Source organism: Silvibacterium sp. (assembly GCF_047605705.1).
Classification (GTDB): domain Bacteria; phylum Acidobacteriota; class Terriglobia; order Terriglobales; family Acidobacteriaceae; genus Silvibacterium.
The window spans coordinates 58,102-81,544 of sequence record NZ_JASGFD010000005.1; the positions used below are offsets into that span (position 1 = coordinate 58,102).

The following is a 23,443-nucleotide window of genomic DNA, read 5'->3' on the forward strand; positions in this document are numbered from 1 at the left end:
AGGCTCCTGGCTTCGGGTTAGAAGAGACTGCGCGCAGGCAAGATCGATTTCGGCAGGGCGGCAGCGACGGTGACCATCGGCTCGTTGACCACCTGGCTGAGGCGCAGATCCATGGCGACGCTGCACAGGATATACGCGTGCTCGGGCAGTATGCCCCAGTGCGAGGCGATCAGGTCGATTATGCGTGAGGTGGCATTGCGTGCAGCGGTGGCTGCATCGGGATGCGATTCGACGACGATCCACTCTCCCTCCGGATGCGCGCGCCGCGGGGGAGCTTCGAGTATGGGGGCAGGAATCGACTTGCCTTTATGCAGGCGGAAGCGAAGCGTTGCCTCCGACGGGCACTCGATGCCGTTGATGCAGACTTCGCCGTCACCCTGCGCGGCATGCGCATCGCCGCAGGAGAAGAGAGCGCCAGCATTGAAGATTGGAAGATAGAGCTTCGCGCCGGTGCTGAGGTCGCGCACATCCATGTTGCCGCCGAAAGCGCCCGGCGGCCGGGTGCGGAATTCGCCCGGTTCGGGTGGCGCAACGCCCATCACGCCGCAGAAGGGACGCAATGGCACGATGGCAGGCGCGAGCGAATGCGAGACTTCGCCCTCGAGCTGCCAGTGAAAGAGATACGGCTGCGTGAAGCGCTCTTTCAGAAAGCCCAGGCCGGTGATGATGCTGGTCCATCCCCAACCGAGATGCCGAACCTCGAGGATGTCGACCTCGAGCACATCGCCGGGCTCTGCTCCGTGGATCGCCACCGGGCCGGTGAGCGCGTGGATCCGCGTGCGGTCAATCGCAGTGAACTCTTCGGCCGTCATGCCGGGGTGGACCTGGCCACCACTCGCGTCGGTGCAGTGAAAATGCACGGTGTCGCTAGAGTCGATGGTGAGGCGCGGCGCAAGATCGCGGTTCCAGACAGAGTGCGTAGGCTCGGCAGAGAGCGTGTATTCGGCCATCGATCAGGCCTCCGTGATCTCGACGGTCATCTGGATTTCGACGATGGCGTTGCGCGGCAGCGCAGAAACGCCGACGGCGGCGCGGACGTGCTTGCCTGCTTCGCCGAAGATGCGAATGAGCAGATCGGAAGCGCCATTGATGACCTTCGGTGAGTCTGGGAATCCGGCCACGGCATTCACATAACCATTCAGGGAAACTACCTGTTTTATGCGGTCGATCGTGCCGAGAGTGTTCTGCAGAACCGCGAGCTGTGTGAGCGCGCAGCGGCGCGCGGCCTCGTAGCCTTCCTCGATGGTGCGGTTGAGGCCGACGGTGCCGGTGAGCACGCCGGATTCATCGCTCGACACGACACCGGCGAGATAGACGAGGTTGCCGACGATCTTGGCGGAGAGATAGTTGCCTCCGGGCGCGGGTGCTGGCGGCAGCGTGTACTGGAGAGAGTGCAGCGTTCCTTCGGCGCTCATGTGGCTGACTCTATCACGCAGATGCTGCAGCGCAGGCCGTGAAGAATTTGCGTGCAATGGAAGCGGGATCGCAGGTTAGGATGGGCAGACATGATCCACCTTGTGCCCAGGGTTGCGCTGCTGCTTGCTGTGCTCACTCTTCCTGTGCCATCGCGGCTGGAGCTGCGGCAGGCGGCGAATTCGCCTGCAGATCTGAAGGTCGATGGCGTGTTGCCCGCTGTGCCTCCGGGCGCGGTGCGCTTTGTCCGGCGCAGCGATCTGGAGCAGTTGCCGATGGTCAGCTACCACGTGACCGACGATGCCAACTTCCCCAAGCCAGTGGACATTCGCGGTGTGCCGCTCGATACGCTTCTGCACGCCCTCGGCATTTCTGGTGGCGGCATAATCGTGGCCGCGGTATGTGATGACGCCTACGAGGCGCACTACAGCGACACCTATCGAGCGGCGCATCATCCGATCCTGGTGACGCAGGTGAATGGCAGGGAGATCCACGGTGGTGGCCGCTCGAGTGACGATGGCGCATATGGTCCTTATCTCGTCTCGCATGCCAGCTTTCACCCGTCGTATCGCGTGCTGGGACACGACGAGGAGGCTCAGATTCCGAATGGTGTCGTCGAGCTGCGTATTCTGCGAGAGAAAGATGTGCTGGCGGCGATCGCGCCGCGCGGGCACGAGGCTCCAGGCTCCGAGATAGAGCAAGGGTATCGGTTGGCGAGCCAGTACTGCTTCCGCTGCCATAACGCGGGTGAGTATGGCGGGCACAAGGCAAATGTGCCGTGGAGTCAGATTGCGAATGAGGCTGCGCGCGACCCGAAAAGCTTCATCCGGTGGGTCAAGAATCCGCAGGCCGTGGACGCGACGGCGGAGATGCCTGCCAGCACGGATTACAGCGACGCAATGCTGCACGCGGTGACCGCCTACTTCCAGACTTTTGCCGCGCCCGCTCAGGGGAAAAGGTGACGACACGATGATGCTTCGCCTGGGCAAGCTCGCGCTGCTGGCCGCGATTGCGTTCTTCTATACGCTTGTGGTCTTCAATAACATCACGGACTATGCCTCGAACTACCAGTTCGTGCATCACGTGCTGCTGATGGACACAACCTTTCCTGGCAACCATGGCATGTGGCGGGCTCTCCATCCGGCGATATTGCAGACGCTGTTCTACGACGGCATCATCGCCTGGGAGGCGATGACGATGGTGCTCGCGTGGGTCGCAGTTGTGAAGCTGGCGCGCGCATTGCGTGCGCCGGCTGCTGCTTTTCATCACGCCAAGACGTGGGCCTTTGCAGCGCTCACGGCGGCGGAGTTGCTATGGTTCGTGGCCTTCATCAGCGTGGGCGGGGAGTGGTTCCTTATGTGGCAGTCGAAGATATGGAACGGGCAGGACGCGGCCTTCCGCATGTTCACCTGCGTTGGCATTGTCTTCCTGCTGCTGGCGCTCCCGGAGCCAGTGACGGAACAAGAGTGAGGTATAGTCATCCATCTTACGGTGGATGACTATATAGGGAGTCGTCCATTACGCTTCGTTTTCAGGATCCGGGGAAGAGAACGATGGTGCATTTGAGCGCGTTTCAGAAGCGGGCATGGAGATTCAACCTGCTGCTGGCTGCAGTGGTGTGGGCCGGATGGCTGTTGTTTGGAGGCCAGTTTGCCTTGCACAGCATCGTGAAGAACTGGCAGGTGGCGCTCACCATGATCTTCGGCTCGCTGGTCGGCGGCGGCACGAGTGAAGGGGGAGGCGCGGTGGCTTTCCCGGTCTTTACCAAGGTGCTGCACATCCCGGCTGCAGAGGCGCGTGTCTTTGCCTTCGCCATTCAGAGCATCGGAATGACTGCTGCTTCGATCAGCATCCTCTATCTGAAGATTCCGATTGAGAAGCGCGTGCTGGCCTGGGCCGGCGGCGCGGGCATCCTCGGCCTGCTGTTGAGCACCTTCTTCATCGTGCCGCACGTGCCGGCGCCTCTGGTGAAGATTTCATTCACGGTGATGGTCTCGAGCCTCGCCGTGGCTCTGCTGGTGATGAACCGGCGCGAAGGGAACTATCGCAACCTGCTCTGCCCTGTCTGGGGCGCGCGGGAGAAGCTTCTGATCGTGGCCGCAGGCCTGATTGGCGGCTTGATGAGCGGTCTGGTGGGATGTGGCGAAAACATCGTCACCTTTATGGTGATGGTGCTGCTCTTCCGCGTCAGCGAAAAAGTGGTGACGCCGACCACGGTCATCCTGATGACGATGGTGACGCTGGTCGGCTTCGCGCTGCATGCCTTCGTGGTGAAGGATTTTCCGCCGAAGGTGGAGGGGTACTGGCTGGCCGCGGTGCCGATCGTCTGTGTTGGAGCTCCGCTTGGGGCTCTGATCTGCTCCATGCTGACGCGGCGCACGATTGCAAACATTCTCATCGGGCTGATCACGATGGAATTTGTGAGCACGATCGTACTGATCCCCATGTCGTGCGCAGTGGCTCTGACGGCAGGCGGCACACTGGTTATCTCCGGCCTGTTGAACTGGTGGATGAGCCGCGTACAGCTGTATCGCCCGAAAGACGAACCGAAACAAAGGACGAAAGACCAGGTGGGTTCGGCCTGGGCCTCCGGATCGGCTTCTTAAGGGCAAGCCAAACATCGGGCCTGGCTGGTATGCTTCCTTCGCTCAAGGATTTGTTCGAGAAAAGCGATTTTCTCGGATGTCCTGAGTAAATCCGGAACGAAACCTGGCCCATGCTGATTCGCAAGATTGCTGCCTTTCTCCTTCTGACGACGCCGCTCGCGGCGCAGAATCTGAACACACCTGCCCAGCCAGAGCGCGAGATCGTTATAGATGCGTCCCGCGTCGCGGGGCCTCACTCGGCTACTCCGCTGATGACCGTGGGCGCAGGTCGCGCCAATGAAGGCCTGCGTGCCGACTGGCAGGCGCAGCTCGCCACCGTGCAGAGGGAAATCGGCTTTCGCTATCTGCGTTTTCATGGCCTGCTGCATGACGATATGGGGGTCTATGCCGAAGACTCCGCCGGCCATCCGATGTACAACTTTCAGTACGTCGATGCGCTTTACGATGCGCTGTTGGCGCAGCATATTCGGCCCTTCGTCGAACTTTCCTTTATGCCCTCCGCGCTCGCGAGCGGGACAAAGACAGTCTTCTGGTGGAAGGGCAACATCACCCCGCCGAAGGATATGGAGAAATGGAATGGCCTGATTCGTGCGCTGATGGAGCACTGGAAAGAGCGCTACGGCGAGAGCGAGATCGCGCAGTGGTATTTCGAAGTGTGGAATGAGCCGGATCTCGATGGTTTCTGGGCCGGAACGCGCGAGCAGTATTTCGATCTCTACAAGAACACAGCCACGGATGTGAAGGCGGTTTGCGCGGCATGTCGCGTCGGTGGGCCAGCCTCTGCGCGATGGGAGATCGAGCCGGCATGGCTCGACTTCATTGCGAAGAATCATGTTCCCGCGGATTTTCTATCCACGCATACCTATGGCGTGGTGCAGGGATCGTTTGACGCCGACGGTCATGCGGGCACGGTTTTGGATACAAAGCCAGACTCGATTGTGGGCAGGGTGCGCGACTCGCGTGAGCGGATTCTCCACTCGGCAACGCCGCAGCTGGAATTGCACTACACGGAGTGGAGCACGAGTTATACGCCGGCCGATCCGATTCACGATCAGTACATCTCGGCGCCATTCATCCTGGAAAAGGTGAAGGCGACGTCCCCGCTGGCGCAGTCGATGTCCTACTGGACCTTCACGGATATCTTCGAGGAATCAGGGCCGAGGTTCACGCCTTTCCACGGTGGCTTCGGGCTGATGAATTACCAGGGCATCCGCAAGCCCTCCTACTTCGCATACAAATTTCTCGCAGAGCTGGGACCGGAAGATGTTGCGACGAACGACGCTGAGAGCTGGGCGACGCGCAGGCAGGATGGCTCGGTGCAGGCGCTCTTCTGGAACTACACGGCGATTGCTCCTCCTGGGAAAGAGACCGACCAGGTTTTCTATAAGCGTGAGCAGCCATCGCGAGCAGCCGCTCCAGTGAGTCTGAAAGTAAATGGACTGAAGGATGGCCTCTATCGGATGCAGGTCTTCCGCGTGGGTTATGAGGCGAACGATGCCTATACCGCGTACCTGCACATGGGGTCTCCGGATCAGCTCACGCGCGCGCAGGTGGCAGCACTGCAAACTGCCGCAAGCGGCGATCCGGTGAGGACAGAGACGGTAGAGGCGAAGGAAGGCAGAATCGTTGAGGGTTTTCCCATGCGGGAGAACGATGCGGTGCTGGTCACTTTGACGCCCGAATAGCCCGTTCGTTGGCAAGCAGAATTCGTAACTGTAGAAGTAGCAAAACGAGAATGACAATGCCGCCCGGCGTGAATCTCACTCCGGGCGGCATCATTTCTTAGTTCTGCATGGGACGCGGATGCAGCACCATCCAGTTGATGCCGAACTTGTCGCGAAGCATGGCGAAACGGAAGGCGAAGAATGTCTCGGCTATCGGCATAAAGACCTGGCCTCCATCGGAAAGTGCCTTGTAAATGCGCTCAGCCTCTGCGATGGAATCGACCGAGAGTGCGACGTAGGCGCTGCGCATGGGCTCGTAATGGGATGGAGCGACGTCGTTGCCCATGATGTGCGTATCTCCCAGGCTCACATGCGCGTACATGATGGATTTCGGGTCGAAGTCCGGAGGCGTGGGATTGCCCGGAGGGGCCTGGTCGAAGGTCATGGAGAAGAGAAGTTTGGCTCCGAGGTGTTCTTCGTAGTAGCGCAGAGCCTCGGCGCAGTTGCCGCCGAAATTGAGATAAGCGTTGACGTGCATGGGCATGGCGCAAATTCTCCTGGAGAGTGAGGCGTGTGCTTACGCCTGTTCGGCGCAACACGTGTGCGGCTTGGCTGCGTTCTCGTACTCATCATGGCGCCGGACAAAGTCCATGATGCTTTTCTCGTTGCGGCCTTTCGGCGCCCTGTCGAGGATCATCAGCGTTCCAATCCACTCCTCGGGACCACGAGCATAGCTGGAATAGGTGTGATAAACGCGGCCGTCGTCATCCCGGAAGAAGCTGCTCATACCCGGCAGTTCGGTGTTCTCGTCGGTGACGGCAAAGGGCGTCTCGGTGAAGTTGTAATTGACGGAGCCGTTGGCACCGGGCTTTGGCAGGAAGGACACATGATAGTCGAAGTTGAAGTCGCTGCTGTGAGATGAGACCCACGGGAAATGCCAGCCCATACGCCGCTTGTACGCTTCAATCTCGGAGAGCATTGCGCGGGATACGGCAGTGAACGTGACGTCGTGATGGTTGAGGTGTGCGAGCGTGCCGTCGAAGTGATCTGCAAGGAACGAGCAGCCGGGGCAGCCTGCGGCCCATCCGGGCGCAAGCATGAAGTGGTAAACGATAAGCTGGCTGCGGCCTTTGAAGAGTTCGGCAAGCGAGCGCCGTCCGGTCGGAGTGTCGAAGATGTATTCCTTCTCGACGAGAACCCAGGGAAGCGCGAGACGCTGGGCGTTGACGGCATCGCGCAGGTGCGTCTCTGCTTTCTCGCGGGTGAGCAGAGCCTTACGCGCGGTGAGCCATTCTTCACGGGAGACGACGGGGTGCGTATGCATGACGAGCTCTCCTTTTCTGGGACGGTATTTCACGCCGGGGAGTGGTCGGTCTTGCTTGACGGCATACGTTGATATCAACATTATGAAGAGATGTCAAAGGCCTCCGGTCCGGTTACGCGTTCGGCTCCCCGTCCTGTGCCCTTCGAGACCACACTGCTGGTCCGGGATTGCTGCCTCTGCCTGCACGTACAGAGGGCAGCGCGAGCGCTGGCTCGGCGTTTCGATGTGGCGCTGCGGCCTCTGGGGCTCACAAACGGGCAGTTCTCCCTGCTGATGTCTCTGAATCGTCCCCATCCGGCGCGGATGGCTTCGGTCGCGGAGTTGTTGGCCATGGACCGCACGACGTTGACGGCAGCCCTCAAGCTGCTGGAAACGCGCGGGCTGGTGCGAATTACTCCCGATCCCGAGGATCGGCGGAGCCGGCTGCTGGAGCTGACACGCCCCGGCGAGAAGCTGCTGGCGCGCGCCGTACCGGTGTGGGAGCGGACACACGCGGAGGTAGAGGCGCAGCTTCCCAGGGGAGGAGGGACCAGGCTGAGGAAAAATCTTCAGAAGGTCGTGTAGAAAGACGATCGCAGTTCCGTAAAAATGAGATCGGGTGACAAGAGATGGAATGGAATCAGATCGCATCTTCTGCGATACCGGCAAAGGCTCGCGTTCCTGCATCGGTGGGCGCTCTTTACTGGCTGCAGGGTATCACCATACTCTGGATGCTGACCGAGCTCGGCGTATCTACGTATGCGGCATGGTCGGCGAAGAGTTCGGCCATGCTCGCCTTCGGCGCGGACTCTCTTGTCGAGGTCCTTTCGGCCTTCATGGTGATGTTGCAGTGGGTTCCGGGCATACGGCTCTCGGAACGTAAGGCTGCGCGCGCTGCGGCGTTCCTGCTGTTCATGCTTGCGGGCGTGGTCGGTGTTACAGCCGTGGCATCGCTTGTCTTCGGAGTCGAGGCGGAGACCTGCGGCGCGGGGCTGGCGATCACCGCCGCGGCGCTGGTTGTGATGCCGCTGCTCGCTATGTGGAAACGCCGCGAGGCTCGCGCGCGCCACAATGCGGCCCTGGCAGCGGACGCGGCGCAGTCGTCGACCTGCGCGTACCTGGCCCTGACTGCGCTCCTGGGCATGGGGCTCAACCGGGCATTTCATCTGCCCTGGTTTGACAATGTTGCCGCTCTGGCCTGCTTGCCGCTGCTGGTTCGCGAGGCCCGGTCCGCTTGGAACGGCGCCGTTTGCGGTTGCTGCCGGGTCTAAATCCGGGGAGTGGACGGACCTGTAGACGTCCACGAGTACTGTTGCATAGCAAAAAGCCCTGTGGTACATATGAATCATTCAAGTTTGCTCTTAGGAGCGAGCCTGAATTTCATGAAGAGTGGCTGAGGGACGGGCCCTGTGACGCCACGACAACCGGCTCAGGCAATCTGAGACATCGGTGTCAACTCTCTCCTGGGAAACCGGGGAACATGAGATTCGGGGATGCAATGCAGTAGCGCATCTCGCCAAATCCCAAGCAGGACCGGACACGCGTCCGGGCAATTTGCAGTACCTGATGTTGCAGCAGAGTACGTCACGCATGCCCGTGCATTTGTACCCATAGGGGAAAGTCCCCGATGGGCCCTGAAGCGACTCTCGGAATCGAGGGGTTTCATGGCGCAGGCCTATGCATTGCAATGTCGGGAGTGTGGAAAGACGTATCCCAACGTCCCGCTTTCCATCTGTGATGAGTGCTTTTCTCCGCTCGAGGTGAACTGCGATCTCGAGGCGGCTCGCGGAAGCTTCACTCGCGAAAAGATCGCGCAGGGGCCGGACAGCATGTGGCGCTACAAGGCGCTGCTGCCGGTGCCGGAGGATTATGTCTCGGCAACGCCTTCCGGCTGGACTCCATTGCTCAAGGCTCCGCGGCTGGCGAAACGCATCGGCGCCACCAATCTCTACATCAAGAACGACGCGGTATGCGTGCCCACGCTGAGCTTCAAGGATCGCGTGGTGGCCACGGCACTTGCGAATGCACAGGCCTTCGGTTTCGATACGGTCGGCTGCTCCTCGACCGGCAATCTGGCGAACGCGGTGGCTGCGGGCGCTGCGCGTCTTGGTCTCAAGACCTACATCCTTGTTCCGGCAGACCTCGAGCCGGCGAAGATCCTGAATACGCAGGTCTACGGCGCGAACCTGGTGCGCATCGACGGCAACTACGACCATGTGAACCGCCTGTGCTCGCAGATTGCAGACCGCTATAACTGGGGCTTCGTGAATGTGAACCTGCGGCCTTACTACGCCGAGGGCTCGAAGACTGTCGGTTACGAGATCGCAGAGCAGCTCGGCTGGCGTCTGCCCGACAACGTCGTGGTGCCCATGGCCGGCGGCTCGCTGATCACGAAGATCCGCAAGGCCTTCAAGGAACTGGTCGCGCTCGGCCTGGTGGAAGACAAGGATGTTCGCTTCTTCGGAGCGCAAGCCACGGGCTGCTCCCCGATTTCGACCGCGGTAAAGACCGGCGCCGACCACATCGAGCCGCAGCGCCCGGCGACGATCGCGCGTTCCCTCGCGATCGGTAATCCGGCTGACGGTGTGTATGCGGCGCGAGCCATCCGCCAGAGCGGTGGCTGGGCCGAGGATGTCTCGGACATCGAGATCGTCTCGGCGATTCAGGAACTGGCTGAGACCGAAGGCATCTTCACCGAGACCGCCGGTGGCGTGACTACCGCAGTGACCGCGCGGCTCTACGCGCATGGCCGCATCAAGCCGGATGAACTGACGGTGTCAGTCATTACCGGCAACGGTCTCAAGACGACCGACGCGCTGGCCGGTGCCTATGAAGTGGAAGCAGCGGTGCGTCCGCGGCTCTCCGATTTTGAAGCGTATATCGAAGAAAAAACGGCCGCCGGTGAACTGGTTCGGGAACTGGCCGAGGAGGTTGCAAGTGTCCGTTAGAGTTTTGTTGCCCAATGCCTTTCAAAAACACACCGATGGCGCGAAGGAGCTGAAGTCGAGCGCGCAGAACCTGCCCGACCTCATCACCGACATCGAAACGAACTTCCCCGCGCTCAAAACGCATCTGCGTGACGATCAGGGCCAGGTTCGCCGCTTCATCAACTTCTACGTGAACGAAGAAGACATTCGCTTCCTCGGCAACGAGAAGTACGCATTCCAGGATGGCGACGAGGTGCTCGTGATCCCCTCGATCGCGGGCGGATCGTTCGACATCTGTCGTTGTTGTTCCTACTGTGGGCAGGAAGAGTGCGTTTGCAGTTAATTGCGATGTTCAGCAGTGAAAAAGGCCCGCTTGGGCGGGCCTTTCTCTTTGTTCAAGGGCGTGGAGCCCTCTTTTTCGGTTGTGATTCCTGCTTGTCAGGGTACAGGCGCTCAATGATTCGCGGCAGTTCGTTCTTGCGGAAGCTGCGCACATCGGAGCTGCGGAAAAAATGCAGCGCCTTGCCCTCGAGGGTCAGTGAAGCAAGCCCGTGCAGCGTGGCCATGCCGCAGAGCATGTCGGCTGAGTCTTCGAAACGGCGTGCGTCCGCATGGGGTTTGCCCTGGTAGGCGAGAAACGCGCGGGAGAGCCGCTGGCCGGATTGTTTTGTGTGCGCCGCAAAGCGTGGGTCGCTGCGATCGACGAGATCGTTGCGGAACATCAGCCGGAAGTGTCCCGGGTGCTCGAGCGCAAAGTCGATAAACGCAAGGCTTAAGGCGCGCACATCGGCCACGACATCTTCGGAGTGTCCGGCCTGTTCGATGTAGCAGTCCAGGCGCGCATAGGCGAGCAGGCCAACCTCGGTAAGAAGGCCGCGGGCATTGCCGAAATGATGCGCAGGCGCGCCGGGGCTGACGCCGGCCCGCTGTGCGGCAGCGCGCAGGGAAAAGGCCTCGATGCCGCCTTCAGCGATGATCGCGTCGGCGGCCTGGATCAGGGCGGCGCGCAGATCTCCATGATGATAGGTCGATCGTTTGCCGGATTTGCATTCTGCCTGAATCTTGACAGTGTTCAAATGTGCGAATACCTTCAGAGCTAGCTTGTTCCACGGTAGCACCTGGGAATACCGTGCTCATTATTTGAACATTGTTTAGATAAGCGGCCAACCGGCATTCAGGAGAAGAAATCGATGAGCAATAAAGTTTGGTTTATCACCGGCGCATCGCGCGGCATGGGGCGAGTCTGGGCCGAGGCGGCATTGAAGCGGGGCGACAAGGTCGCTGCGACCGCACGAAAGGCCGCCGATGTGGCCGATCTCGCGGAGACGTTCGGGGATGCGGCGCTGCCTCTGGCGCTGGAGCCGACGGATGCCGCGCAGGTACGTGCGGCCGTCGAGCAGGCGCATGCGCACTTCGGCCGGCTGGATGTCGTGCTGAACAACGCCGCGTATCCGCTGGTCGGCACCATCGAAGAGGCGAGCGAGGAAGATGTGCAGGCGCAGTTCAACACGAACGTCTTCGGTCCGCATCGCGTCATCAAGGCTGCGCTGCCGCTGCTGCGGAAACAGGGTCATGGGCACATCATCGGCGTGTCGAGCACGTTGGGGGTGATCACGATGCCGCTGATCGGCTTTTATTGCTCCTCGAAGTGGGCGCTTGAGGCGATGCACGAGAGCCTTGCGATGGAAGTTCGCAGCTTTGGCATCAAGGTCTCGATCATCGAGCCGGGAGCTTATGCGACGGAGTTTGGCGGGCCGCAGTCAGGCAAACGTTCGCAGGAGATTGAGGTATATGGCGACGTGCGTAAGCAGGTCTTTGCCGGGATGCAGACGATGGAGCGCGGCGATCCGAAGGCAACGGCCGAGGCGGTATTGAAGCTGGTAGACGCGGAGCATCCGCCGCTGCGGCTGATGCTCGGTGCGCATGGTTTGCCGCAGACGAAGCATGTGTATGCGGAGCGCATTGCGACGTGGGATGCGTGGAAGGATGTCGCAGATGCGGCGCAGGGCGTGTCGGTGCGGATGTCGGACAGCTCAAAGTAGCTGCGAGGCAATAAGGCCCGCTTCGGCGGGCCTTTACCGTTGCAGCTCTAAATGCGTGGCGCCTGCCGCCGTGGCAGATCGACGCCATAGGCGCGTTCCGAGCCTTCGCGGATGGGGAAGAAGGAAAGAAGTGTCCCCGGAAAACCGAAGAGGAATGAGAGGACGCGCCAGCCAATACTGGGGTGTGCCTGCGCTTTCATGCCGGCATAGCTGGCATTGGAGAGAATCCAGATTGCGCTGACGCCTTCGGTTGTTCCCTGGACCATAGAGACTGTTCTCCTCGACTGAAGCGAGAACAGTGTACGCGTTCGAGCGCGGATTGCGTCTTTATGCGTGGTAGCGCGGGCTCATCGGAAAAACCAGCTCGGAGACGCTTGCAACCGGAGATCCGTTGCGTGTGGCGGGATGGAAGTGCCAGCTGCGTACCGTGTCGAGCACCGACTGATCGAGAGTATTGCCGAGACCGCGAACCAGCTTCTCGTCGAGGACGATGCCGTCGGCGCTGACATCCACATCGACGACGATGTTGGTTTCATTTGAGGGTAGCAGCGAGCGGTCGTTGACCGGAGGATTGGGAGAAAAGGTCGGGAAGGCAGGCGTGGCGTCTTCATCCGAAAGACCGGTGCCGATGGCCTGGTTCTGCGACTTTGCGGCTCCTGCGGAAGCAGCCTGCTGCGGCGCCGTATTCGCCGGGATCGGCGAGGCGAGCGCAGGACGCGATTCCGTCTTTACCGGATTCTTGGGCGATTCGTGACGGGCGGGCTTGGTGATCGTCTTGCTGTTTGTCGACTGCTGCGCTGCGCCTGTGCCGATGCCGGCATTCCAGTAGAGCAGAGCCGCGTGGCCGCCCTGTGTCCGTATCTTTACGGGTTTCCAGACGGGACGCGCGACATGGAAGATTGCGATCAGGAGGAGGACGTGCGCCAGCAGCGACGCAACCGAGCCCAGGGATGGCTCAATGGTTATGCGCCGCTTGCCCGCACTGATGTGTCTCGCTTCGTTCGCGCCAGTGTCCATGCTGCTGCCTTGTCTTTCAGGATGCGGCCACAGCGCCGGGATTGCAATGGTAAAGCCTCGTCAGGCGACGCGGCGGGGAATAGTGGAAGTGGACGATGTTTCGGGGTAATTCTTGCGTTGCGAAGGCTTGGCGGGCAGCGACCCGTGCTGCGGTGATCCGCAGAGGGTGCAGGGTCCGCTCTTGGGGGTGATCTCGGCTCCGCAGCAGGCACAGAAAGCAGCCATTGGGGATGATCCTCCTGCAGTATTGGACGGAGCAGGGGAGCAAATGGATTCGCAGAGTGGATTGCTGCGATCGCAATTCTCGATCAATCGATATTAAGAAATGGCCCAAAAAGCGGACGCCGGGAAGCGAACAAAGAAACGGCCGGCGAGGTGGACTCGCCGGCCGTTTCTTTGGTTTTCAGACTGCTATTGCACCGGACGATCCGTGTAGAGCGCCTTGTCGGAGAGTTCCTGCAGCAGGTAGAGGTGGCCCTTAAGCATCTGCTCGACGTGCGGGCGGAGATCGCCGCCGACGAAGAGGAACTTGCGCGGTCCCGTGCCCCAGAGCGGCAGGAATTCCGAGTCGGTGAGGAAGATGTGCGGAGCGTCGGGATAATCCGAGCCCCAGATCATCGAGGAGCCGTAGTTGCCCTCAAAGTAGGACGACTGCCCATGCGCGAGCAGCGCCTGGCGATGCGTGTAGAAGATCACCGAGGAGCCGTCGGCCTGATCGCCGTAGATGATGAGCTGCGAGGCGTCCTTCGGCTCGCTCGCTGTCAGGCGATTGATGGTGTCGGCCATCGCCCGCGAGGAGAGCATCGGTTCGAAGCGCACCAGTGCAATGTGCGCGGCGATGAGGAAGATGGCCGAGGTGCAGGCAACGGTGACCGTCGACTCGAACCCATGACCGCGGCGGCGCAGGATCCACGAAGCCAGCGGCCCGAGCAGTAGCGCGATGGCAGCGATGAGTGCCGGCTCGCGCAGCGCCGCGAAGGATGGCCCGGTGAGGTCGAAGAGGTGCGAAGTCGCCAGCGAGTAATCGCCTACGCCGCGATGCGCCAGCAGCGTGCCGATATCGGAGACGAAGGGCAGGTTGCGGGAGCTCCAGAGACCGTAACCGAGCGCTGCGGCGGCGCTGATGCCGATGATGGCGAAGAGCGCATGCGCGCTGGTGAGCCAGCGGCTGGAGGAAGTAATCCAGCGGTTGTCGCCGGCGGGCGCATCTTCAATCGAGGCCAGTGCGCCGGTGATGATCATCAGGATCGGCACCCAGGCCGGCCAGGTGTAGTACTCCTGGTTGGTCGAGATGGAGAAGAAGACCAGGATGAAGCCTGCATAGATCGAGAGCAGCAGGTTGGTGCGGGCGCGGAAGCGCACGCTGGTCGCGAGCGACGAGGCATGGTGCGCCGTCATGCGCGGGTCGAGGAACTGGATGGTATTCGTCGCGTCGTAGCGCAGATCGTCATGGAAGATGCTGCGGTTGCGCCAGGCGCGGATGAGCGTGGCTGGCAGGAAGAGGCTCCAGGGGAAGAGCCACGCGATCTGGCCCAGCCAGAAGGCCACGAACCACTGCTTGTTGTAATCGTGCGGGTACCGCTTGCCGAGGAAGCGGAGGAAGTGCTCGTTGATGAAATAGAAGTAGAGGAAGCCGTGGACGTGGCCGGGCGAGGGAACATTGCCGATCGGGTTGCCGTGGTCCGGATTGCGCAGCGCGGCGAGTACATGCCAGGGCGCGGCGATGGCCAGAAAGAGCAGGATGCCGGTAAACGGCCGCAGCTGGCGCCAGCGCCGCCACTCGCCGCTGATGGCAAGGTAGGGCAGGAATGCGGCGAAGCAGAAGACCGGGGCGATGAGTCCTTTGGCCAGCGTGGCGACAGCCAGCGCGGCCCAGGCCATGTAGATGAGCGCGGGCTTGCGGCGCTCGAGGCCGGTGAGGAATCCGTAGAGCGCAAGCGTAATAAAGAAGGTCAGCAGCGCTTCCGGAATGAAGATGCGCGTCCACAGAAAGACGCCGACCGAGGTAAGGACAGCAAGCGCGGCGTAGAATGCGGCTCTATCGCCATAGGCGCGGCGCGACCACACCCAGGCGAGGATGGCGCAGGCCAGCACACCCAGAGTGATGGGCAGGTGCGTGGCGAAGACGTTAAAGCCGAAGACGCGGTAATCCAGCGAGGCCAGCCAATACGGCAGCGGCGGCTTCTCAAGATAACGGATGCCGTTGACATGCAGCGTGACCCAGTCGCCGGAGAGCGCCATGTGCTGGGCGGCGTTGGCGTGGGTGGCGTCGGCGTCGTCCTCGAGGGAAGGCGTGAAGAGCGCGACGAAATGGACGGCGAGAAAGACAAGGATGAGCAGCGCCCAGCTTTTGCCGGGAGAGCTGTAAAAGGATCGCTTGTCGTTGTCGACCGGAGCGTGACCGGAGAAAGGTGGATTCGTCATTGCGTTTTTTGGGGCATTCATCGGGCTCAGATGCTCAGGATACCAGCCAGAACGGCGCTTTCCGGCACAGGAATCGTCAGGATCTTGGCAGGGAAGTGACCCGTCTGCGGGCGCTTGCCGGGAAGCTTCGGGAGAATCTGGAAGCCTGCGCCCGGGATCATGAGCCCAGGGTGGGCGCAGTGCATGACGTCCGCACCAGCACACGCCGGATCGAGGCGCTGCTGGAGACCTTCTCCAGGAAAAAGAGCGGCACCCCGGCACGGGCCGGAGCCAGTGCGCAGGAGGCTCTGGACGATGTCCTGGGGCGTTGGCGCGGACTCCTGAAAAAGATCCGGCGTGCAGCCGCTCCGGTCAGGGATCTCGATGTGCATCGCAAGCTGCTGGGCGAGCTGATGAAGAACTGGGCTGCTGCGCAGAGCGAGCCGGAAAAGCGTTTATGCGAACAGGCCGTCGATCTCGATGCGTGGCTGCGCTCGCATCGGGAGAAGGCATCGAGACCGCTGCGGCGGCACGCGGAAAAGTGGGCGGCCATGCTGGTCAAGTTGACGGCCGAGACGTGCAAGGTATCGGAGGAGATTCCTCCGGAATCCGGTGTGCTGCGGCAAAGGAACACGGGTGCCCGCACGGCGCTCGAGTCCTTCGCCCATCTCTCGTCTGCAATCGAGCTGTTGCACGGCGAGAACCTTCACGATTTCCGCAAGGGTGCGAAGAAAGCGCGTTACATGGCCGAGAGCGACGGTGCGAACGCCTATGCGGGTGTCGTCAGCAGCACAATCAAGCAGGTACAGGATGCTATTGGAGACTGGCACGACTGGGAGGTCCTGGCTGAAGAGGCGCAGGAAGCGCTCGGCGATGTGGAGCTGGCCGAGTACCTCGCACGGGATCGGGACCACCGATATGCGGAAGCTCTCCGCGTAACGCAGACGATGCGCGGCCGCCTGGTGGGCGAGTGGCGGGCGAAGCTGCTATAGACGGCTTCCTGCTGCGCAGCCTCGTATCGACTCCCGGATGCCTTATTCGGCTTCGGGAAGATCCATGCGAAAGCTGTATCCGTGCCTGACGAATCCCAGCGAGTCGTAGAAGCGATGGGCGTCTGTCCGGATGAGATTGCTTGAGAGCGTCAACTTGTAGCAGTTGTTCCGGCGGCACTGCTCCAATGCGTGCTGCATCATGGCGCGGCCAACGCCTTTTCCCTGGCGATCGGGATGGACGGCAACATCTTCTACGATCCCGGACTTCAGTCCGCGCTTCGCCAGGTTGTCCATGATCATCAACTCGTAGGTGCCGGCGATGGTCTGGTCGACAATCGCGACGAAGACGCGGAGATAGGGATACGTTTCAAGCAGCGCAAAATGCGCTCTTGCCTCTTCCACGGTAAAGTTCGTCTCCCCCGTGATTCCGGAGATGAGGTAGAGGTCGAGGATCGCAGGAATATCTGCCTCCGTTGCCTCGCGGATGAACACTTCATGCATGATGCAGACAGTCTATCGCTGTGCATTGTCTGTTTCAGGCGACCGCAGGTAGCAGCCCTGAGGAAACGTGGGCTGCAATGTCGTGTATCTTCCAACTCATGCAAATGTTGTGTGAAATCCTTCCCGGAGCCGGCTCGTAGTGATGCAGACGTTTGCGGCGATTGATATTGGATCGAACTCGTGCCGGTTGAAGATTGCACGGGTGGTGCAGCATCGGCTGCGGGTGGTGCATGAAGACCGCGAAGTCACGCGGCTCGGCGGCAGCGTCTTCGAGACAGGCCTCGTCTCGCCGGAGTCGATGGCGGCGACGCTTCGCGCTCTGAAGCGGTTCTATAAAGCAGTCCAGACGCATGGGGCTGACAAGGTGCGCGCCGTGGCCACGGCTGCGATGCGTGATGCCCGTAATGGCCGCGCTTTCCTGGCGTGGGTGCGGGATGAGACCGGGTGGGAGGTCGAGATCATCTCCGGCCTCGAAGAAGGGCGCCTGATTCATCGCGGCGTCATGAGCCACGAGCCTGGCACGTCGGGTCGCTGCATCCTTATCGATGTGGGCGGCGGCAGTTGCGAGGTTTCGCTCTCCGAGCACAAACGGCTGATCGAGACCATGAGTCTGCCGCTCGGCGCGGTGCGACTGACAGAGGAGTTCCTTAAGACCGATTCGCCGACCAAGGAAGAGATCGGACGGATGAAGCAGTTCATCGCCCGCGAGCTGCGCCGCGCGTCGCGCAAAATCAGTGGCGAGCGGGTGCCGCTGGTGATCGCGACCTCGGGCACGGCGGCAGCGCTCTCTGAGGCCAGCCGGACGCTCATAGCCAAGGGCACAGTCAAGACAAAGGTCTCTGCCGCTTCCGAAATGACGCCGGTACGCGATGTGCGCAGGCTCACCGAAAAGCTGACCAAGATGACCAACGAACAGCGCAGCGCGGTCGAAGGCATCGGGCCGCGACGCTCGGAGATCATCATTGCCGGTGCGCACGTGTACGCGCAGCTGCTCGAGCACTTCGCCTTGCCGGGCTTTCGCTATTCGGCGATGGGGCTGCGCGATGGCATCCTCGCCCAGATGCTGGCCGAGCAGGATGCTCGCACCACCGTTCACCGCCAGTTCGAGGAGGATCGCTGGGAGGCGGTCCTAGAGACCTGCCGCCGTTACGGTGTAGAACCGAAGACGGCCGAGCCGGTGCGCCAGCACGCCGCGCAGCTCTTTCACGATCTGGCGACGGTTCATCATCTTCCCGCCGAGTATGAAACCTGGCTGGAATCGGCGGCGATGCTGCGCGATATCGGGAAGTTCATGAACTACCAGGGACACCACCGGCACGCGCAGTACATCATCGCCAACTCGGAAATCTACGGCTTCAACCCGGCGCAGCGGGTCGTCACCTCGGCGATCGCGCGTTATATCGGCAAGAGCCGGCCGGAGCCGCAGGGCAGAACCATGCGGCAGGTGCCTCCGGAAGAGCATGAAAATGTGAAGCGAGCGGTGGTGCTGCTGCGGCTGGCCGTCGCCCTGAACCAGGACCGCGCCAGCGACGTGCTGAAGGTCCGGGTACGGGTCTATCCGAAGAGGATCCTGCTGGAGCTGAGCCCGGGAAGAACGGGCGCGGAGCTGGAACTGTGGTCCCTGCGGAAGGAAGCCGACTACTTCCGCGAGATCTTCCGGCGGGAGCTCTTTGTAACCCTGGTGTAGACGCCCCGCAGGATGCGTGGGTCGACCAGCCAGTGCAGGGTGCCGGGACGGCGCGTGTAGTCCACGCGGGCAATGGCGCCCTTGCGCAGACGGATATTCGGACGGCCCGAGCCGAGCAGCGAACCCAACAGCTGCGGCAGGTTCGGGTTGTGGCCCACCAGCAGGACATTCTCATGACCCTGCAGGCCGGCGATCATGGCCTCGAATTCGGCCAGAGTGGCGTCGGGCGCCAGCTCGTCGGCTACCTGGATGCCGGCTTCATAGCCGGTTTCGTTGCCAACCAGTGCGGCGGTCTGGAGCGCGCGCTTCAGCGGGCTCGAAATAATCAGGTCAAAGTGGACGCGGAGCGCGTTGAGATACGCGCCGACGAGGATGCACTGCTGCTTGCCTTCCTTGTCGATGGGGCGTTTTACGTCAATGAGAGGATTTGCGCGGCGTGTGCCTGCGCTGGCATGGCGAAGGATGTACAGGTTCACGGGGGTCTTTCCGTCGTTAGAGGGCGTCGTTGGAGGAAATGTTCGGCGGCGCGACGGCCTGCCGCATTCACAAAATTGTAACAATCAAACGAGCGCCCGAATGTTAATTTTTCAAACCGCTATCTCGTTCTTTATGTAATGTTTACGGGATCGGGAACTGGCAGCGGGCCGGGTGGAAGCGGTGGTTCCGGTTCCGGCTCAGGATCCGGCATGGGGTCTGGATCGAGTGGCGGCAGCGGGATGGGGCCGGGATCGATGCCGGGCGGTGTGCTCGCCCTAAGGCCTGTCGGATGCCAGGGGATGCGTTTTACTTCGTCTTGCAGAAGAGAGATTAGCGAGACGTCCATGATGGATGGGAGCGTGGCGACGAGTCCTGAGTTGCCCATACCTCGCTCACCAGCAGCCCAGCCAGCCAGGTGCGGCGGTCACGGAGGAAGAAGCCGGCGCGGTGCAGGGCTCCGCCATGATCCGGCAGAGAGCGGGCGCGAAGCCCGGTCATCAGCCCGAAGGCCAGGTAAAGTCCTCGGACGATAAAGCGGCTGGGCAGTTGAGCGATGCCGGATGGTATGGCGAATTCTGAGACGATCCAGACCGGATTCTGGGCGGGGTTGCGGCCCGGACCTACCGCGAGGCAGGGACGCATGCGGCTGGCGAGGGCCTCGACTTCAGCAGTCGAGAGGCAATCGAGAAGGAAATGGGTGGTGATGAGGTCGTAGCGGCCGGAGGGCTGGAAGCTGCGAATCTCCTGGCAGCGGGTGGTGAGGCGCGGGATCACACCCTTTTCGGCCGCGCGTTGGCGCTGGCGCGCGAGCATGCCGTGGCTTCCATCGATGGAGAGCGCCCGCAGGTCGGGATTCCAGCGCAGCAGCCGGGTAAGGAAGCGGCCATCGCCGTCGCCGAGGATGAGCGCGTGGCGGGCTGCGGCCACGGACGGATGGCGCAGCCGAGCATTGCGGCAAAGCGTGAGCCAGGGGCCGAAGCTCAGATATTCGAGCCAGCGATAAAGGCGGGCCAGCCGGCCGAAGCCGTCGGGGCGGGAGCGGAGGATGGCAGCGCGTTCGGAGATGGCAATTGCGGGTGGCATGAGCTCTATCGGAGTATCGGCAGGACCAGCAGTGGCGTCAGCAGCGCTGCGTCTGCGGCGATGCGCAGAGGCAGTGCTGGGAGATGGGTGTGGCGGCGATCGAGTACCGCGAGGAGAACAGCCGCGAGGGAGAGAGCAAGAAAGAGCGCGGCTGCCGCATCGGCTTCACGCGGAATGCAGAGTGCGGCTGCGATGAGCCCGGTGGTGGCCAGTGCAATCGAGACCACCGTGAGGCGGCGCTGGAGCCATTGCGTTGTGGGGTGAGAGGACTGTTGCCGCAGGAGTGCCGGGTTCTCCCACTTGCCCTGTTCCCATTTGTCCTGTTCCCACTTTTCAATCGCCGCGCAGTTCAGCCAGCAGAGCACGGCAAAGAGCGCGGTAGCGGTGCCCAGCAAGGCTGTGGAGAAAGGGACATGTGGAATCCGCGCCCATGCGGGAACGGCTGCGGCAAGGGCAAAGAGGATGCCTACGGCCATCTCCTTGGGCAGAAAAATTCTGCGCCCGGCTCCGCGAGGCCAGTGAACAGCCGCGAAATACGCCAGCGTGAGCGCGAAGAGCGCCGTGTCGTCACGACGGGCGGCAGGGCTCATGCGGAAAGCGATCAGCCAGAGGAGCAGCGCTGTAATGGGGATCGTAGCAGTCAGAAAGCTCCGCCGATGACGATAACTGAAATGGTGGCGCTCGCGGAGATGTGCCGCAGGGCTGCGGGCATCGAGCAGGCGGACATCAAGCAGACGATCGGCGACGTAGAGCAGCCATGTCCCAGTGGCCAGCAGCAGGGGAGCTGTTACGGGCAGGCGCGCGCCGAGGCTGCGGGCCAGACTCCAAGACCAGAGAGCTGCGACTGTAGGCGCGTCGAGCGAGAGCAGGTGCCACCACGAGGGCAGCGCGCCCAGAAGGGAGCGGCGACGGATGAGCGCAGGCGCGGCAGTCGTCGAAGGCACGGGGAAATACTACAGGGGCGCATGGAAAAGGGGATAGAGCGCGAAATTCTCCAGCTGAAACGCCTGGGGCCTCTCCGCTCGAAGTGGCCCCAGGCGTTTCAGCTGGAATCGGAGCTAGTCTGCTGCGGTCTTCGCTCTTTTGGCAGCCGGTTTGCGATGAACGGCGCCATTCGCGGGCTTTGTCGCCTTGCGTTCTTCGGCGGCAACGGCGGCGATCTCTGCCGGGCTTTCCACGGGGGGAATGTCCGCAGCCGTGGCCTTGTTTTCCGCGACCTTGATGAAAAAGTCCTGCGCGCTGAAGGGAGCCGCGTCCGGGGTAAGGTCACGGACGTGCGGGTAGTCGCCTGAGGGCTGCAGACGACGTGCCTTCACCGTGTCGGCCAGGTAGGCGGAAAGGATTTCATAGCGCAGGCGGTTACGGATCTGCGCGTCGCGGATGGGGAAGACCACCTCGCAGCGCTCGAAGAGGTTGCGGGGCATCCAGTCGGCGCTGCCGCAATAGACCTCTTCCTCACCGCCGTTGGCGAAGAAGAAGATACGGCTGTGCTCGAGGAAGCGGCCGACAATCGAGGTGATGCGGATGTTCTCGCTGAGTCCCTTGACGCCGGGGCGCAGCGAGCAGATGCCGCGCACGATCACGTCGATCTGGACCCCCGCTTTCGATGCTTCGTAGAGCGCATTGATCACGGAGGGCTCGAGCAGCGAGTTCATCTTGGCAATAATGCGCGCCGGGCGGCCGCCGAGCGCGTGCTCGGTCTCGCGATGGATGAGAGTAATCATGCCCTGCGCGAGGGTGAGCGGGGCGACGAGCAGCGGCGTGTAGTCGTCAGACTCAGAGTGCGCGGTGAGATAGTTGAAGACCGAGTGCATCCCGGCGGTAATGTCGGGGTCGGCAGTCAGCAGACTGATGTCGGTGTAGAAGCGCGAGGTCACCGGGTTGTAGTTGCCCGTGCCCAGGTGGCCGTAGCGGCGCATCACGCCGTCGGGATCGCGGCGGACCATCAGCGCCAGCTTGCAGTGTGTCTTGAGTCCGACGATGCCGTGGAAGACCTGTACGCCGGCGTCTTCCATCTCGCGTGCCCAGCGGATGTTCGAGGCCTCGTCGAAGCGCGCGGTCAGCTCGACGACGACCGTCACTTCCTTGGTCTGCGCGGCTTCCACCAGCGCCTGGAAGATTGGCGAGTCGGCGCTGGTGCGATAGAGCGTCTGCTTGATCGAGACGACGTTCGGGTCCTTGGCCGCGGCCTGGATGAAGCCGACCACGCCGTCATAGGAGTCGTACGGATGATGCATCAGGATGTCGCGATGGCGCAGCTCGTCGAAGATGTCCTCGGACTTGCGGTTCAGGCGCAGCTCGCGGGCGGCGAAGGGCTGATCCTTGAGGTCCGGGCGCGGCGTGGCGCTGTAGAGGTTCATCAGCCGTGAGAGGTTGACCGGGTGGTCGGTAAGGAAGACCTGGCTGTCATCGAGCTCGAAGTTGACGCGCAGCCGTTCGATGATCTCCGGTTCGGCATTCTGGTCGATTTCGAGTCGGACGGCGTCGCCTTTGCGGCGGTTGTGCAGCTCGCCGCGAACCGTTTCGAGCAGGTTGCGCGACTCTTCTTCCTGGAAATAGAGGTTGCTGTTGCGGGTGACGCGGAAGGCGGTGCGGGCAAGGATTTCGTAGCCCCGATACATGCCTCCGGCATTGCGCTCGATCAGATCGTGCAGGAAGACGAAGTCGTGTGTGCCGGAGTTTGAAGGCAGCGGCACCAGACGCGGCAGGGCGCGGGGTACGGTGATGACGCCCAGGACCGGTCCGGTCGAAGATTTGCTGCGCTTGGAGCGCAGCAGCAGCGCGATGCAAAGCGCCTTGTTCAGCACGCGCGGGAAGGGATGGCGCGGATCGATGGTGATGGGGGTAAGCAGTGGGTCGGCTTCACGCTGGTAGAACTCGGTCGCAGCCTTGCGGGCGGCATCGTCCATCTCATCCCAGCCGAGGACGCGGATACCGGCCTTGCGCAGCGCCGGCTGAAGCTGGGTGTTCCAGCAGCGGCCCTGCTCGGCGACGAACTCGTGCATGTCCTCGTTGATGGCGGCGAGGGTCTGCTGCAGGGTGGTGCCGTCGGGCGCGGTCTCGGCGTAGCCATCTTCAATGCGCTGCAGCATGCTGGCGACGCGGATTTCCACGAACTCGTCCAGGTTGCTGGCGGTGATGGCCAGAAACTTGATGCGCTCGAGCAGGGGATTGGACTCATCCTGCGCTTCTTCGAGGACGCGGCGATTGAAGCCGAGCCAGGATTCGTCCCGTCCGAAGAAAAGGCTCTGTTGGGTTTCGCGTGCTTTTGGCATGAAGCTATGTCCTTGCGCGGTCGAAGTTTGTACGACCAGCTATACATCAGCCT

General features: G+C 61.9%; 24 protein-coding genes and 1 riboswitch. Of the genes, 11 read left to right on the forward strand and 13 right to left on the reverse strand.

Going from position 1 to position 23,443, the window contains the following annotated elements; genetic code table 11:
* Positions 1-17: 17 nt before the first annotated feature.
* Positions 18-950 carry an acetamidase/formamidase family protein gene (locus QM649_RS03065; RefSeq protein ID WP_415197537.1) on the reverse strand — a complete coding sequence of 311 codons (933 nt, stop codon included), beginning with the start codon at positions 948-950 and terminating at the stop codon, positions 18-20.
* Between the two features lie 3 nt (positions 951-953).
* Positions 954-1,415, reverse strand: coding sequence for a RidA family protein (locus tag QM649_RS03070; RefSeq protein WP_415197538.1), 462 nt, complete (start codon positions 1,413-1,415; stop codon positions 954-956).
* A 90-nt stretch (positions 1,416-1,505) separates the two neighbouring features.
* On the opposite strand from QM649_RS03070, the gene QM649_RS03075 reads away from it, so the two are divergent.
* The 4 genes from QM649_RS03075 (at position 1,506) to QM649_RS03090 (ending at position 5,704) form a co-directional block, all read left to right on the forward strand.
* Positions 1,506-2,375, forward strand: coding sequence for a hypothetical protein (locus tag QM649_RS03075; RefSeq protein WP_415197539.1), 870 nt, complete (start codon positions 1,506-1,508; stop codon positions 2,373-2,375).
* 7 nt (positions 2,376-2,382) lie between these two features.
* Positions 2,383-2,883 carry a DUF2165 family protein gene (locus QM649_RS03080; RefSeq protein ID WP_415197540.1) on the forward strand — a complete coding sequence of 167 codons (501 nt, stop codon included), beginning with the start codon at positions 2,383-2,385 and terminating at the stop codon, positions 2,881-2,883.
* 92 nt (positions 2,884-2,975) lie between these two features.
* The gene (locus QM649_RS03085; RefSeq protein ID WP_415197541.1) at positions 2,976-4,019 is read left to right on the forward strand and encodes a sulfite exporter TauE/SafE family protein; all 1,044 of its coding nucleotides are present in this window, start codon (positions 2,976-2,978) and stop codon (positions 4,017-4,019) included.
* Between the two features lie 110 nt (positions 4,020-4,129).
* Complete coding sequence (locus QM649_RS03090) at positions 4,130-5,704, forward strand: GH39 family glycosyl hydrolase (protein WP_415197542.1); 1,575 nt, start codon at positions 4,130-4,132, stop codon at positions 5,702-5,704.
* Between the two features lie 97 nt (positions 5,705-5,801).
* Here QM649_RS03090 and QM649_RS03095 read toward each other — a convergent pair whose 3' ends face one another.
* Together QM649_RS03095 and QM649_RS03100 are read right to left on the reverse strand one after the other, a co-directional pair.
* Entirely contained in the window at positions 5,802-6,227 is a 426-nt protein-coding gene (locus tag QM649_RS03095) for a VOC family protein (RefSeq protein ID WP_415197543.1), read from the reverse strand.
* A gap of 33 nt (positions 6,228-6,260) precedes the next feature.
* Complete coding sequence (locus QM649_RS03100; protein WP_415197544.1) at positions 6,261-7,007, reverse strand: DUF899 domain-containing protein; 747 nt, start codon at positions 7,005-7,007, stop codon at positions 6,261-6,263.
* 90 nt (positions 7,008-7,097) lie between these two features.
* Here QM649_RS03100 and QM649_RS03105 point away from each other — a divergent pair, with 90 nt between their 5' ends.
* From QM649_RS03105 to QM649_RS03120, 4 genes are all read left to right on the forward strand, one after another.
* Positions 7,098-7,571 (forward strand): MarR family winged helix-turn-helix transcriptional regulator, encoded by a 474-nt coding sequence (locus QM649_RS03105; protein WP_415197545.1) that lies wholly within the window; start codon positions 7,098-7,100, stop codon positions 7,569-7,571.
* A 44-nt stretch (positions 7,572-7,615) separates the two neighbouring features.
* A complete protein-coding gene (locus QM649_RS03110) occupies positions 7,616-8,257 on the forward strand; it encodes a cation transporter (protein WP_415197546.1) in 642 nt (213 codons plus the stop codon).
* Positions 8,258-8,363: 106 nt separating this feature from the next.
* A riboswitch (SAM riboswitch) is annotated at positions 8,364-8,473 on the forward strand.
* A gap of 177 nt (positions 8,474-8,650) precedes the next feature.
* Positions 8,651-9,934 carry a threonine synthase gene (thrC, locus tag QM649_RS03115; RefSeq protein ID WP_415197547.1) on the forward strand — a complete coding sequence of 428 codons (1,284 nt, stop codon included), beginning with the start codon at positions 8,651-8,653 and terminating at the stop codon, positions 9,932-9,934.
* Positions 9,924-10,256 carry a MoaD/ThiS family protein gene (locus QM649_RS03120; protein WP_415197548.1) on the forward strand — a complete coding sequence of 111 codons (333 nt, stop codon included), beginning with the start codon at positions 9,924-9,926 and terminating at the stop codon, positions 10,254-10,256. The genes thrC and QM649_RS03120 overlap by 11 nt, the downstream gene beginning before the upstream one ends.
* A 52-nt stretch (positions 10,257-10,308) precedes the next feature.
* Here QM649_RS03120 and QM649_RS03125 read toward each other — a convergent pair whose 3' ends face one another.
* Entirely contained in the window at positions 10,309-10,989 is a 681-nt protein-coding gene (locus tag QM649_RS03125) for a TetR/AcrR family transcriptional regulator (protein ID WP_415197549.1), read from the reverse strand.
* 114 nt (positions 10,990-11,103) lie between these two features.
* On the opposite strand from QM649_RS03125, the gene QM649_RS03130 reads away from it, so the two are divergent.
* On the forward strand, positions 11,104-11,955 hold the full coding sequence (locus tag QM649_RS03130; RefSeq protein ID WP_415197550.1) for an SDR family NAD(P)-dependent oxidoreductase: 852 nt from the start codon (positions 11,104-11,106) through the stop codon (positions 11,953-11,955).
* 47 nt (positions 11,956-12,002) lie between these two features.
* On the opposite strand, the gene QM649_RS03135 is transcribed toward QM649_RS03130, so the two are convergent.
* The 3 genes from QM649_RS03135 to QM649_RS03145 form a co-directional block, all read right to left on the reverse strand.
* On the reverse strand, positions 12,003-12,221 hold the full coding sequence (locus tag QM649_RS03135; protein WP_415197551.1) for a hypothetical protein: 219 nt from the start codon (positions 12,219-12,221) through the stop codon (positions 12,003-12,005).
* Positions 12,222-12,282: 61 nt separating this feature from the next.
* Positions 12,283-12,972, reverse strand: coding sequence for an energy transducer TonB (locus tag QM649_RS03140; RefSeq protein ID WP_415197552.1), 690 nt, complete (start codon positions 12,970-12,972; stop codon positions 12,283-12,285).
* Between the two features lie 411 nt (positions 12,973-13,383).
* Positions 13,384-15,396, reverse strand: coding sequence for an ArnT family glycosyltransferase (locus QM649_RS03145; RefSeq protein ID WP_415197553.1), 2,013 nt, complete (start codon positions 15,394-15,396; stop codon positions 13,384-13,386).
* 95 nt (positions 15,397-15,491) lie between these two features.
* On the opposite strand from QM649_RS03145, the gene QM649_RS03150 reads away from it, so the two are divergent.
* Positions 15,492-16,367: a CHAD domain-containing protein gene (locus QM649_RS03150; RefSeq protein ID WP_415197554.1), complete on the forward strand. Its 876-nt coding sequence runs from the start codon at positions 15,492-15,494 to the stop codon at positions 16,365-16,367.
* Between the two features lie 42 nt (positions 16,368-16,409).
* On the opposite strand, the gene QM649_RS03155 is transcribed toward QM649_RS03150, so the two are convergent.
* Entirely contained in the window at positions 16,410-16,868 is a 459-nt protein-coding gene (locus QM649_RS03155; protein ID WP_415197555.1) for a GNAT family N-acetyltransferase, read from the reverse strand.
* Between the two features lie 142 nt (positions 16,869-17,010).
* Here QM649_RS03155 and QM649_RS03160 point away from each other — a divergent pair, with 142 nt between their 5' ends.
* Positions 17,011-18,555, forward strand: a complete 1,545-nt coding sequence (locus tag QM649_RS03160) for a Ppx/GppA phosphatase family protein (RefSeq protein WP_415197600.1) — start codon at positions 17,011-17,013, stop codon at positions 18,553-18,555.
* Here QM649_RS03160 and sixA read toward each other — a convergent pair.
* The 4 genes from sixA to ppk1 form a co-directional block, all read right to left on the reverse strand.
* Positions 18,507-19,031, reverse strand: coding sequence for a phosphohistidine phosphatase SixA (gene sixA, locus QM649_RS03165; protein ID WP_415197556.1), 525 nt, complete (start codon positions 19,029-19,031; stop codon positions 18,507-18,509). The two genes, QM649_RS03160 and sixA, sit on opposite strands and share 49 nt — an antisense overlap.
* A gap of 331 nt (positions 19,032-19,362) precedes the next feature.
* A complete protein-coding gene (locus QM649_RS03170) occupies positions 19,363-20,115 on the reverse strand; it encodes a class I SAM-dependent methyltransferase (RefSeq protein WP_415197557.1) in 753 nt (250 codons plus the stop codon).
* A 5-nt stretch (positions 20,116-20,120) separates the two neighbouring features.
* Positions 20,121-21,059, reverse strand: coding sequence for a hypothetical protein (locus QM649_RS03175; RefSeq protein WP_415197558.1), 939 nt, complete (start codon positions 21,057-21,059; stop codon positions 20,121-20,123).
* 114 nt (positions 21,060-21,173) lie between these two features.
* Positions 21,174-23,390, reverse strand: a complete 2,217-nt coding sequence (gene ppk1 / locus QM649_RS03180) for a polyphosphate kinase 1 (RefSeq protein ID WP_415197559.1) — start codon at positions 23,388-23,390, stop codon at positions 21,174-21,176.
* Between the last annotated feature and the right edge of the window lie 53 nt (positions 23,391-23,443).